This is a genomic window from Pseudenhygromyxa sp. WMMC2535, assembly GCF_011083025.2.
Window position 1 is genome coordinate 668139 of the sequence record NZ_JABJWV010000001.1, and the last position, 12507, is coordinate 680645.

The window sequence follows — 12507 nt, forward strand, 5'->3', positions numbered from 1 at the left end:
CGCGGCGCTGCGTGACCGCTGCGACCCTCGCGGACATGCTCGCCTCGGCGCGGGCGAAGCTGATCCCGCAGTTGAGCTCCGCGGATGAGCTCGACGCGATCGACGGCTTCGCCCGCGGCCTGCCGCAGGTGCAGGCCGCGGGCTTCGAGCGCTGGTTGGGGCCTGGCCCCGCCGGCCTCGATCTCGCGCTGTGCGTGCGCCCGGGGCAGCGAGTGGCCCGGGCCTTGGTCGCGGCGGGGCAGGGCGGGGCGCCGCTGCGTTCGCTGCTCGCGGCCGCCGAGTCCGAGGACTCGCCGCTGGTCGGGCGCCTCGATCTGCTGTGGCTCGAGTACGACCTCAGCCGCGGCGGTCGCCGAGCTTCGATCTTCGTCTCGCCCCGCGGCGAGGCGCGCCTCGACGCGGCGGCGCAGGCGAGCGCGCTGGCCCTCGGCGCGCCCTTGCCCGGGCCCGAGGCCGAGGCCCTCGCCCGCCTGGCCGCGCCGCTCCCCGGCGTCGAGCTGTTTCAGGTCGGCTGGATGCTCGGGCGCTCACGGCCGGGGCTGCGGCTGTGCCTGTGCGCTCGCACGCGCGACGACTTCGCGGCCCTGCTCGCGCGCCTCGACGACGCTCGACAGCGCGAGCTCCTGGCCCAGCTGTGCCGGCGCTACGGCGAGCACGTCAGCCAATTTTCCCTGGCCGTCGACGTCGGCGGCGGCCGGGTCGGGGCCCGCCTCGGCCTCGAGCTCGGCTACGGCGGGGCCCAGGCCGCGGTGCCGCTTCAGCGCTGGGATGGGCTGCTGCAGGCGCTGGTCGACGACGAGCTGTGCACACCGGCGCAGCTGCGGGCGCTGATGCGCTGGCCTCAGCGCGAGGCCTCGCCGGCCGCCGTCGGGCTCATGCACGATCGGATCCTGCGTCAGGATTACCTGCTTCACCACGTCAAGCTCGTGCTCGAGGGCCCCACGCTGCGCGGGGCCAAGATCTACTTTGGAGTGCAACGAGGATGGTCGACGACATGAACGGCGAGCCGCGATGGCGGGCGAGTGAGGCGGCGAGCCTGAGCGAGCGCCTCGCCGGGTTGGTCGAGCCGGTTCCCCAGCAGGAGGCGAGTTCGGAGGCGCGCGCCCCCGATCATGGCGAGGCGCTGTGGCAGAGCTGGCGCTCGCTGGTCGCCGGTGAGCACGAGGATCGCTGGGCCAAGCGGATCGCCGACACCGGCCGCAGCCCGGCGCAGCTGCGGGCCTTGCTCGGCCCGGTGCGCCCGGCGTCGACGGAGCCCCTGCCCTGGGCCGAGGCCGCGACGAGGGTGCTCGAGAGCTACGCGCGCGAGGCCCCGCGCGGGCGCCCGGCCGCCCTCGACTTCGAGGTCCCGATCCCCTTCGCCGAGCTGCTGGCCCCGATCGCCGCCGCCGCGAGCGAGCGCCTGCGGGCGCAGCTCGGTGAGCGCGTCGCCCTGCTCTCGCCGCTGGCCTGGACGCAGCTCGAGCGCCAGCTCCTGTGGCGGCTCTCGGAGGTCTCGGATCCGACCCTGAGCCTGGAGTTCACGATCTTCCGCGCCCGCGCGCGCTCGTCGGTCGAGCGCCTGCTCCAGCTCGCGAGCAACCCGGGCTCGACCGCGCTCTACGAGCGCTTCGTCGCCCTCCACCGCGGCCAGGGTCTGATGGGGATCGCCGAGCGCTACGCCGCGCTCCCGCGCTGCTGGGGCCGGCTGGTCGAGGACTGGATCGCCAGCAACCGGGCGCTGCTCGAGCAGCTCGAGGCCGACGCCCCCGCGCTCGCCGACATGCTCGGGATCGCCGGGGCGCTGCCGCCGGTCGAGGCGCTGCAGGCCGACATGTCCGATCGCCACCACGGCGGCCGCACCGTGGGCATACTGTCCTTCGGCGGGGATCACCAGATCGTCTACAAGCCGCGCGACGTCGCGATCGAGGCGCGCTGGGCCGGGCTGCTCGAGTGGCTGCGGGCCCGCGGGGCTCCGGTTTCGCTCCGCGGGTTGCGGGTCCTGGCTCGCCCGGGCCACGGCTGGGTCGAGTTCGCCCGGGCGACGCCCTGCGCCAGCGTCGACGAGTTCGCCGACTTCTACCGCCGGGCCGGGGCGCTGTTGTGCCTCGTTCACCTGCTCGCCGGCAACGACTGCCACCGCGAGAACCTCATCGCCGTCGGGGCCGATCCGGTGCTCGTCGACGTCGAGACCCTGATGCACCCGGCCTGGGCCCCCGAGCACGCCGACGACGACGCCTGGACCCGGCTCGGGCGGCGGATCAGCCACTCGGTGATCGGCACTTCGCTGTTGCCCCACTGGTCGCCGGTGCCCGCCGGGGGCGGCTACGAGAGCGGTGGGATCGGGCCCGGCGGATCGCTGCGGACGACGATCGAGGCCCGGGTGCCCCAGCGCCGCAACACCGACGAGGCCGGGCGCGAGGCGCTGCGGGTCGAGCTCCCGCCGCAGCGCAACGTGCCCTATGTCGAGGGAGCAGCGGGCGAGCGCTTCGCTCGGGCCGAGGAGCACGTCGAGGCGCTCGTCGCCGGCTTCGAGGCCACCGCCCGCTTCCTGCTCGCACAACGCGAGGCCCTGCTCGCAAAGCAGGGGCCGCTGCGCGCCTTCGGCGAGGTGCCCGTGCGGGTGCTGCTGCGCGGGACCCCGGTCTACGAGCACGCCCGGCAGCGCTCCTTGGTGCCCGAGGCGATGCGCAGCGGGGCCGGGCGTTCGATCGCCCTGGACTCGATGGCCCGACCCCTCGGCAACCCCAGCATCAGCGCCGAGGAGCGCGTCGCCGGCTGGACCATGGTCGAGGCCGAGCTCGCCGCCCTCGAGGGCCTCGACATCCCCCGCTTCGAACTCCGGGCCGACGCCGACGCCCGCTGCTGGCAGGTCGACTGGACCTGCTCGGGCTTCGAGCTCTCTCTCGGCCGCGTCGCCGCGCTGAGCGAGGCGAACATCGCCGAGCAGGTCGGCTTCATCCGCGGCTCCTTCGACGCCCGCGATGCGGTCAGGCCCGCGCCGGCGCCCCAGGGCGCGGCGCCCGTCGGCAAGGGCAAGGGGCACGAGCACGAGCACGAGCACGAGCACAGCCACGGCCACGGCCACGCGCACGAGCACGAGCACGAGCAGGCCCGAGCGGCGAGCGACGAGCAGCTGCGCCGCGCCGCCGCGCAGATCACCGCGCGGGTCAAGGAGCTGGCCACCCGCGGCGCCGACGGGTCGGCGACCTGGCTCAGCGTCGACGTCTCCGAGGGCAGCAGCGCCTTTCGCCTCTACCCCATGGCCGCGAGCCTCTACAGCGGCGTCGCCGGGGTCGCGCTCTATCTCGCGGCGGCCTCGGTCATGCTCGACGACGCGGAGGCCCGCGACCTGGCCCTCGCCGCGCTGCGTCCGGCGCGGCCCTCGATGGGCTCGGCGAGCGAGACCAGCCTGATCCCGAGCAACCTCGGCGGCGTCATGGGCCTGGCCTCGACGGCCTACGGCCTGGCCTGGACCGGGCGCTTGCTCGAAGACGAGGCCCTGCTCGACGACGCCGTCGCCGTGCTCGGGCGCATCGACCAGGCCAGCATCGAGGCGGATCGCCACTACGATCTGTCCAGCGGCGCAGCCGGGGCGATCTTGGTGTTGCTCGAGGTCCACGGCCTGCGGCCGGAGCAGGACTTCCTCGCCCTCGCGCGCCGCTGCGGCGAGCAGCTGCTGGCGGCGCGGACCGGCGAGCCGCGCTCGTGGCCGATCCCCTCGGGGCAGCGGCTCTCGGGGCTGGCCCACGGGGCCAGCGGGACCGCCTGGGCGCTGCATCGCCTCGCCGCCGAGACCGGCGAGGCCCGCTTCGCCGCCGCCGCCCGCGAGGCCCTGGCCTTCGAGCGCACCCTCTATCACCCGGCGCAGGGCAACTGGGAGGACGTCCGCCCCGACGTCCCCGCCGGCGGGCCTTCGTTCATGCACGCGTGGTGCAACGGCGCCCCGGGCATCGGCATGGTCCGCCTGCGGATCCCCGCCGACGAGCCCCACCGCGGCGAGGAGCTCATGGCCGCGCTCCAGACCACGGCGCGCCACGGCTTTGGCTCCCTCGACCACTTCTGCTGCGGCAACGTCGGGCGGGCCGAGTTCTTGCTCGACGCCGGGCGCTCGCTCGGCGAGGCGGCCCTGGTCGAGCGAGCCCGCGAGATCGCCGGGGCGATGTGCGAGCGGGCCGAGGCCCGCGGGGCCTGGGCCCTGGCTCGGCGACCGCACCGCAGCAGCGAGCACGCCGGGCTGTTCCGTGGGTTGTCGGGGATCGGCTGGCACTTCCTGCGCCAGCTCGAGCCCGCGCGCCTGCCCTCGCTGGGCCTGCTCGCGTCGAGCCCCTGAGCGGCGGGATCGAGCGCGGGATCGATAGAATCGGTTGACGGGCGCCGGTCGTGGTTCCAACCGTGATTGAGCTCTCGTCTGTGGGGGCAGGGAGAGGTTCTCTGCGTCCACATGTGGGCGCGCAATGGATGAGCTGTATGCGCGAGCTCTTCTTGTCCGTTTGGATGACCTACACGCCGCCGACAGTGCCCACATGGGACGCAGCGCGGATTCCATACACTGCGGTGTCGAGCGCCCGGAGCGGGAGGTTGTCGGTGAGAGCTCGAGGGTATGGCCATCCTCCTCACCGTGGTGGTTCGTCTACTCCAAATCAGCGACACCGATGGGAGGAATCTGTCCCCACAATGGGCGCATTCGCCAGAGCCGAGTACACCGAGGTCAGTGGCAATCGGTTCTGCTCCTCTCGCACACCCGTGGCCGCGGCTGTCAGGGAGAGGGTCTCTGCGTCCACTCGTGGAAGGCGTCACACGCTCAAAGCTACCTTCTTGGTCCAGGAGCCTTCACGGACGCGTACGCCGTGCTCGAGGGTAGAGCCGTGAAGGCGCACCCGAGCTCGCTGTGAGCAGCTTCGTGGCGCCGTCGCGAATGCGGGCCAGCAGTCTCCCTGCTGGCCCGCTCGCATGTTCGAGCCCAGCGCTCGTCGCTACTTGGTCACGGGCAAGCTGTGCCCGGAGATCCCCGCGAAGAAGTCGTTGCCCTTGTCGTCGACGACGATGAAGGCCGGGAAGTCCTCGACGCGGATCTTCCAGATCGCCTCCATGCCGAGCTCGGGGTACTCGAGCACCTCGACCTTCTTGATGCAGTCCTGGGCCAGGCGCGCCGCGGGGCCGCCGATGCTGCCCAGGTAGAACCCGCCGTTTCGCTTGCAGCTATCGGTGACCTGGCGCGAGCGGTTGCCCTTGGCGAGCATGACCATGGAGCCGCCGTGGGGCTGGAAGAGCGGCACGTAGGGGTCCATGCGCGCGGCCGTGGTCGGGCCGAAGGAGCCGCTCGCCATGCCCTCGGGGGTCTTGGCTGGGCCGGCGTAGTAGACGATGTGGTCGCGGAAGTAGCCGGGGAGCTCGCCATCTTGGTCGAGGCGCTCCTTGAGCTTGGCGTGGGCGATGTCGCGAGCCACGATGATCGTGCCGCTCAGGGACAGGCGCGTCTTGATCGGGTACTTGGACAGCTCGGCGCGCAGCTGGTCCATGCTCAGGGCGTCGAGGTCGATGCGGACCACGTCGGCGGACAGGGCCGACTCGTCGACCTGGGGCAGGTACTTGGCCGGGTCGGCCTCGAGCTGCTCGAGGAAGATGCCGTCGGCGGTGATCTTGGCCTTGGCCTGGCGGTCGGCGGAGCAGGACACCCCCAGGCCCACGGGGCAGCTCGCGCCGTGGCGAGGCAGGCGGATCACGCGGACGTCGTGGCAGAAGTACTTGCCGCCGAACTGGGCCCCGATCCCGGTCTTGCGCGCGATCTCGAGGATCTGCGCCTCGAGCTCGTGGTCCCGGAAGCCGTGGCCGGCCTCGGAGCCCTCGCTGGGCAGGGTGTCGAGGTAGCGCGCCGAGGCCAGCTTGACGGTCTTGAGGTTGTGCTCGGCCGAGGTCCCGCCGACGACCAGCGCCAGGTGGTAGGGCGGGCAGGCGGCCGTGCCCAGCGTGCGGATCTTGGCGTCGACGAAGGCCAGCAGGCTCTCGGGGTTCAGCAGCGCCTTGGTCTCCTGGTAGAGGTAGGTCTTGTTGGCCGAGCCGCCGCCCTTGGCCATGAACAGGAACTTGTAGGCGAGCTCGACCTTGGGGTCGGTCTCGGCGTAGAGCTCGATCTGCGCCGGCAAGTTGGTGCGCGTGTTCTTCTCCTGATACATCGTCAGCGGCGCGAGCTGGGAGTAGCGCAGGTTGGTCTGGGTATAGGTGTCGTAGATCCCGTGGGCCAGGGCCGCCTCGTCGCCGCCGCCGGTCCACACTCGCTGACCCTTCTTGCCCATGATGATCGCCGTGCCCGTGTCCTGGCACATCGGCAGCACCCCGGCCGAGGCGATGACCGCGTTCTTCAGCAGGTCGTAGGCGACGAAGCGATCGTTGGCCGTGGCCTCGGGGTCGTCGAGGATCTTGGCGAGCTGGGCGAGGTGGCCGGGGCGCAGCTTGTGGGCGATCGCCTTCATGGCCTCGCGGGCGAGCAGGCGCAGGCCCTCGGCGTCGACCTTCAGCATCTTCTGATCACCGAACTGGACGACCTCGACGTGGTCGCGGGTGAGCAGCTGATAGGGGGTGTCGTCCTCGGCGAGGGGGAGCAGCGGGGCGTAGGCGAAGTCGGCCATCTCGGGGGGAGGATCGCCCCTGGGCGTGGCGCGATCAAGGCGAGACGCCGAGCCGAGACAGCGCGGCTGGGCTCAGTCTTCGGCCTCGGCGCGGACCTTGTCGAGCAGGCCCTGCATGCGCTCGCGCGCGGCCTCGTCGGCGATCGTCGCCGTCCCGTCGAGGGAGCCGAGGTCGATGTTCGACAGGCCCACGGGCATCGCGAAGGCCTGCTCGTGGAAGGCCGCCGCGGTCATCGCCGCGTAGTCGTCATCATCGAGGGGCTCGGGGGGCTCGCTGCTCTCATCGCCAGCCTCACCCGCATTGTCTGCGTCTGCGTCTGCGCCTGCGCCCTCGCCTGGCGCATCGGCCTCGGGCTCCGGCGGGGTCTCGGCGCAGCTGAGCACCTCGCCCTCGGGCGCGAGCAGGCAGACCTCGATCGCCCGCCCCGAGCCGCTCACGCGTACGCCGAAGCCTCGGCCGCCAAAGTCGAAGCGCGGCGAGCTCTCCAGCAGCTCGCGCACACGCTCGGCCACGGGGCCGCTGGCCTCGCCGCTGAGCTCGGCCGGGAGCGCCAGGCCGCGGCGGCGGGCGATGCCCGCGTCGCGCTGCATGGCCGCGGCGAAGAAGCCGAGCGCGGCCTCGAGATCCCCCTGCGCGAGGGCGGCCTCGCCCGCCACGGCCTCGACCCGCGCGCGCAGCAACGCCTCGAATTGTGGCAACCCGTCGAGGGCCTCCTCGGCCAGCGCCAGCGCGCGCGCCTCGTCGCCGTCGCGCAGCGCGAGCTCGGCCTCGACCCCCTGGAAATAGGGCTCGAACTGCTCGCTGAGCTCCTCCGAGCCGTCTTCGCCCTCACGCACGCGGACCTCCTCGAGGATCACCGCGGTCACCCCGGCGCCGAGGACATCGATGAGGTCCCCCAGCAGCCAGCTGGGCACGGGCTCGAGGCCGCCGGAGAGATAGGGCCGAAAGCTGCGGTAGAGGACCTCGCTGTCGTGGCCGACGCTGCGGATGCGCTCGGCGTCGGCCCAGCTATCGACCTGGCGCTGCGCCCCCGCGGCGCGGATCTCCACGGCCTCGACGCTGCCCGACCACACCGCCCGCTCGCGCTCGCGCTCGGCGTGGGTCCGCCGCATCGCCCGGCGCAGCAGCGCGTGGGCGCCCAGGGTCTGCTCGCGCGAGGCGGTGGTCAGGCCGCGGCGATCGGGGTTGATGATCGCCCGGTCGACGACGCGCATGCCGGTCTCGGTGTCGCCGGCGATGAGCAGCAAGCTGGCGAAGGCCACGTCGCTCTCGGCCCGGACCTGCTCGCGGAGGTTGGGCGGCTGCTTGCGCCGCCAGGCCTGCATCTCGCGCAGGGCCTCCACGGCCTCGTTGCCCCGGCCCTGGGCGATGTAGAGGCGCACGAGCAGGCGCCAGGGGTTGGCGGGGGTGAACTCGACACGGGTCGCCCCGGCCTGGGCCAGGCGCTCGGCCTCGTCGGGGCGCAGCACGCCCAGGGCCGCGAGCGCGGCGTTGTAGGCGTGGACCGTGACCGAGTTGAGCTCGTCGGGGCGCGCCAGGGGATCGTCGCCGCGGGCGGCCTCCGCCGCCTGCTCGTAGGCGGCCAGGCAGGCGTCGAAGCGCGCCCCTCGGGCCCCAGCCTCGCCCTCGATGGCGCACAGGGCGTTGCGACCCAAGGAGCGCTGGAAGGCGTCGGGGCTGTCCGTGGCCTTCTCGGCGTACTTGCGGGCCTCGTCGAAGCGACCGAGGAGCATCAGCGGCCAGGCGTGCTCGGCGGTCAGCCGCGGGTCGTAGAGCGAGTCGTGATAGTCGAGGAGCTGGAGCTGATACTCGTGGCGCTCGAGCTCGCCGGCGGTGGCCTGGGCCGCGTAGAGGATCTCGCGGTGGAGCAGCCAGGGGGTCTCGGACACGTTGACGACCGTGGGCTGGTAGCGGCGCTCGTAGAGCTCGCGGGCCCGGCCGAGCTCCTTCATGGCCCGGGGCAGCGAGGCCTCCGCCCGGCGCAGGATCTGCCCGAACACGTAGTGCCCGACGATCGAGTCGGGCTCGTCCTCGAGCAGCGCCTCGACCTTGCGCCGCGCCGTGAGCAGCTTGTCGTCCTGGTAGAGCACCCAGACCTCGTCCTCGGCGGCGGTCCGCGCGAAGTCCCGGGGCTGACCGAGGCCCACCGGGGCCCCGACGATCGGGTCTTGAGCGAGGACCAGGCCGGCGCCGAAGGCCAGGACCAGCGCCGGCGTGGCGAGGATCCGCCGCCGCCGTCGACCCCCCGCCGCGCGCACGACAGTCGCGCGCACGACTGTCGCGCGCACGACTGTCGCGCGCACCACCTTGCCCGCGGCCTGGTCTTCGCGCTCGCGGCGAAGCTGCCAGCGCGCACGCCAGGCCCTCACGACGCCCCTCCCCCGCACCAGCTCGACCCGCTCGACCGCTTCATGTGCCCAGCTCCTCGAGCTCGCGCTCGAGATCGATCTCCGACTGGCGCAGCGGCTCGAAGGCCAGCAGCGAGCCCAGCCCCCACGCCAGGCCAAAGCCGATCAGATGCAGCAGGTGGTTGAGCCACGGCCGCTCGCCTTCGAGCAGCATCGTGCCCATGCCCAGCATGTGAAACTGCTTCTCGAGCTCGATCAGCGTGAACCCGGCCAGGAAGCTGCCCAGCCACACGCCGCGGATCACCGGATCCACGAAGCGCTCGCGCTTGTCCTCGAGGGTCCCCGAGCCGAAGCGAAAGCCCAGCCAGACCAGGGCCAAGCCCGTGGGCATGGCCAGCAGCTTGAAGCACTGGGCGTTGAGCCAGCCGGCCACGCTCCCGTCGCTGGGCGCGCGCACCAGGTAGCGCAAGGGCGTGCCCGAGAGCGCCCGCCAGTAGTTCGGGTTCATCTCGTGGAGCGTGTCGGTCAAAAAGCGCAGCGCGCCGATCAGCACCAGAGCCACGGCCACGGCCACGGAGGCGCGCCCGGCGAGGAGGCGGCGGCGATCGGCGGTCGTGCTCACGGGCGTCCATCGGGTTCGAACAACGCGCTCAGGCGCTCAAGGTCTTGCGAGCCAGGGTCTCGAGGGCGTCGGCGCTGCACTCGCGGATGATAGCCTCGACGCTCTCGGCTCCGGGCGCGCACTCGAGGCGGTGGGTGAACACCAGGTAGCTCAGCGCCTCGACGTCGTCGGCGCTGACGTAGGTGCGCTGCTGCGACATGGCCCGGGCCTGGAGCGCGGGGATCATCAGGACCAGCGCGCGGGTCGAGACGCCCTGGAGCACCTGCTCGTGACTGCGCGTGGCGTTGGCGATGTCGACCAGGGCCTCGCGGATCGCGTCGTGGACGAAGATCTGCGACTCGACGACCCGGCGCGCGTCGATGATCTCCGTGCGCGTGACCCGGGGCAGGTCGCGGCCGGCCCCGTCGCGGCGGCTCTTGATGCTCGCCAGGACCTCGAGCTCGGCCTGGCGATCGATGTGCTTCATGATGATCTTGAACAAGAAGCGATCGAGCTGAGCGCTGGGCAGCGGAAAGGTGCCCGCGAGGTCGAGGGGGTTTTGCGTGGCGATGACGAAGAACAGCTCGTCGAGCTTGCGCGTGCGGTTGTCGACGGTGGTCTGCTTCTCGGCCATGGCCTCGAGCAGCGCCGACTGGACCTTGGGCGAGGTCCGGTTGATCTCGTCGGCCAGGACCACGTGGGCGAAGATCGGCCCGGGGCGGAAGAAGAAGCGGTTGGTGTTGGGGTCGAAGATCGTCGTGCCCGTGACGTCACTCGGCAGCAGATCCGGCGTGAATTGGATCCGGCGAATTGTGACGATGTCGTCATGGGGCTGGTCGTCGATGATCGAGTCACCGAGGGCCTTGGCCAGCGTGGTCTTGCCCGATCCGGGGTAATCCTCGAGCAGCACGTGGCCGTCCGCGAGCAACGCGATGATGATCAGCTCGATCTCGTTGTCGCGGCCACGCACGGCCAGGCGCAGGCGATCACGGACGCGCTGGACCACGCCGTAGGCCCCAGCGACGTCCGTGATCGGCGGCGCGAGGGTGTGCGTGATGTGCTCGCTCTGATCGAAGTCGCTCGCGACTGGATCCGCGGACGGGCTCGAAGGTTGGCTCGGCGGGTTCGAGTTTGCGTCGGTCACGGTTGGCTCGGCTCGATCGGGCACGAAGTGGCGCTCGTGCGGCCGAAGGCTAGCAGGGCCCACGCCGCTTCACTACTTCGCGCGGCGATGACGCGACACGAAGACGCGATCCCAACTACGAAATTTGATGATTTGCGCCGGTCCCTGCGCTGCTAATCTAGTTCCAAGCATGCATGAGAGCACGCGAAACCTCCTCTTCCTGCTCGCCGCTGCACCCATGAGCTTGGCCTGTTCGGACTCCGGCGGAGGCGAAGGCGGCGAGGACGACACCACCGACGGCGGCGACGAGATCGGATCGACCACGACGGACAGCGAGTCCTCGAGCGAATCGTCGACCGAGACCGACACCACCGAGTCCTCGACCGAGACCGACACCACCGAGTCTTCGACCGAGTCCTCGACCGAGACCGACACCGCCGAGTCCTCGACCGAGACCGACACCACCGAGACCGACACCACCGAGACCACGGCCGACACCTACGGCGACCCGGTGATCTGCAACGGCTACGCGGACCTGATCGCCGAGTGCTACGGCTCGCAGTACCTCGAGGACGGCTACAACTACTGCGCGGTGAACTTCGCCTACTACAGCCAGTACGGGATCGACTGCCTCGGCGCCTTCGAGGAGTACATGGCCTGTCTCTCCGGGCTCAACTGTCAGCAGCTCGAGGCCGGGGCCGGGCCCTGCAACGGCGAGCATGGCGACCTCGAGGACGCCTGCTCGGCCTGAGCGATGATCCTCGTCTCCGGGACCAAGCGCAGCGGGACCTCGATGTGGATGCAGGTCCTGCGCGCCGCGGGCGTGCCGGTCCTCGGCGAGGCCTTCCCGCGCAACTGGCGAAGCAGCCTGCACGAGGCCAACCCCGACGGCTTCTACGAGAGCCTGCTGCGCCAGGGCATCTACTACCGCACCAACCCCCACCCGCTGACCGGCGAGTACTTCTTGCCCGAGCACGTCGAGGGCTACGCGGTCAAGGTCTTCATCCCCGGGGTCATCCGTAGCGAGCGCGCCTACATCACCAAGCTCGTCGCCAACATCCGCCCGTGGCGAGAGTACGTGAGCTCGCTGCGCCGGCTCTACGCCCTCGAGGACGCGGCCCGCCGCGCCAAGCTGCCCGACTCGAAGGACCCCTTCCGCTTCCCGCCGGCCTTCGAGTGGTGGATGGAGAACTTCGCCCTCGTCCGCGACCTCAGCTTGCGCCGCTACCCCGCGCGCTTGCAGGCCTACGATCAGCTGGTCGAGCGGCCCGAGGCGCTGCTGCCCGAGCTGCTGACCTGGCTGGGCGTCCCCACCGAGCGCGTCGCCGATGGCGTCGCCGCGATCAACCCCGAGCGCCGAACACAGCGCGATCCCGACCTCGACGCCGCCGACGAGATCGAGCCCGCGCTCGCGCGCGTGTTCGATGATCTCTACGCCGCGGTCCGCGGAGGCCACGGCCTGTCCGGCGCCCTCCTCCAAACCCTCAACCAGACCAACCAGTCATTGCTGTCTCGCCTCGCCTCGCTCCAGCGCGAACTCGCCAGCGCGCAGGTCGAGCGCGCGAGCAAGGCCGGCGGCGCGCCGCGGGCAGAACCGGTCTCTGGACTGCCTGCGATAAAGTGGTCCTGACGCGCCCCGGCTCGCGCGTGTAACATGGCGAGCCTGGAAACTGCGTAAAAATGGACTCGCGTCATTGGCTCCGAGCATTTGGCATTCGTCGACCTGACTGAAGTCGCCATAAAAGCAGCCACGGCCCTCGTTCTGCGCTAGAAAACATGCCGCGGGACCCCTCGTTTCGCCCATTCCCACCCGCAGGACTGTACCT

8 protein-coding genes are annotated in these 12507 nt (G+C 71.5%); 4 read left to right on the top strand and 4 right to left on the bottom strand.

What is annotated here, in order from left to right:
• Positions 1-11: 11 nt before the first annotated feature.
• Complete coding sequence (locus tag G6O69_RS02465) at positions 12-998, top strand: hypothetical protein (RefSeq protein ID WP_172301916.1); 987 nt, start codon at positions 12-14, stop codon at positions 996-998.
• Positions 983-4312 carry a type 2 lanthipeptide synthetase LanM family protein gene (locus tag G6O69_RS02470; RefSeq protein WP_217909758.1) on the top strand — a complete coding sequence of 1110 codons (3330 nt, stop codon included), beginning with the start codon at positions 983-985 and terminating at the stop codon, positions 4310-4312. Before G6O69_RS02465 ends, G6O69_RS02470 begins: the two co-directional genes overlap by 16 nt.
• Before the next feature lie 643 nt (positions 4313-4955).
• Here the strand turns inward: G6O69_RS02470 and G6O69_RS02475 are convergent.
• From G6O69_RS02475 to G6O69_RS41855, 4 genes are all read right to left on the bottom strand, one after another.
• Entirely contained in the window at positions 4956-6608 is a 1653-nt protein-coding gene (locus G6O69_RS02475; RefSeq protein WP_172301918.1) for a fumarate hydratase, read from the bottom strand.
• A 72-nt stretch (positions 6609-6680) separates the two neighbouring features.
• Complete coding sequence (locus tag G6O69_RS02480; protein ID WP_172301919.1) at positions 6681-8978, bottom strand: hypothetical protein; 2298 nt, start codon at positions 8976-8978, stop codon at positions 6681-6683.
• 40 nt (positions 8979-9018) lie between these two features.
• Positions 9019-9579 (bottom strand): hypothetical protein, encoded by a 561-nt coding sequence (locus G6O69_RS02485; RefSeq protein ID WP_172301920.1) that lies wholly within the window; start codon positions 9577-9579, stop codon positions 9019-9021.
• Positions 9580-9607: 28 nt separating this feature from the next.
• Complete coding sequence (locus G6O69_RS41855) at positions 9608-10702, bottom strand: AAA family ATPase (RefSeq protein ID WP_172301921.1); 1095 nt, start codon at positions 10700-10702, stop codon at positions 9608-9610.
• A gap of 169 nt (positions 10703-10871) precedes the next feature.
• Here G6O69_RS41855 and G6O69_RS02495 point away from each other — a divergent pair, with 169 nt between their 5' ends.
• Positions 10872-11432 carry a hypothetical protein gene (locus G6O69_RS02495; RefSeq protein ID WP_172301922.1) on the top strand — a complete coding sequence of 187 codons (561 nt, stop codon included), beginning with the start codon at positions 10872-10874 and terminating at the stop codon, positions 11430-11432.
• A 3-nt stretch (positions 11433-11435) separates the two neighbouring features.
• The gene (locus G6O69_RS02500) at positions 11436-12311 is read left to right on the top strand and encodes a hypothetical protein (protein ID WP_172301923.1); all 876 of its coding nucleotides are present in this window, start codon (positions 11436-11438) and stop codon (positions 12309-12311) included.
• The last annotated feature ends 196 nt before the right edge of the window (positions 12312-12507 follow it).

What these genes read in the sequence shown, in the direction of transcription:
- G6O69_RS02495 (WP_172301922.1), top strand. Translation starts at nt 10,872, where the DNA reads ATGCATGAGAGCACGCGAAACCTCCTCTTCCTGCTCGCCGCTGCACCC.
- G6O69_RS02500 (WP_172301923.1), top strand. Translation starts at nt 11,436, where the DNA reads ATGATCCTCGTCTCCGGGACCAAGCGCAGCGGGACCTCGATGTGGATG.
- G6O69_RS02475 (WP_172301918.1), bottom strand. Translation starts at nt 6,608, where the DNA reads ATGGCCGACTTCGCCTACGCCCCGCTGCTCCCCCTCGCCGAGGACGAC.
- G6O69_RS02470 (WP_217909758.1), top strand. Translation starts at nt 983, where the DNA reads ATGGTCGACGACATGAACGGCGAGCCGCGATGGCGGGCGAGTGAGGCG.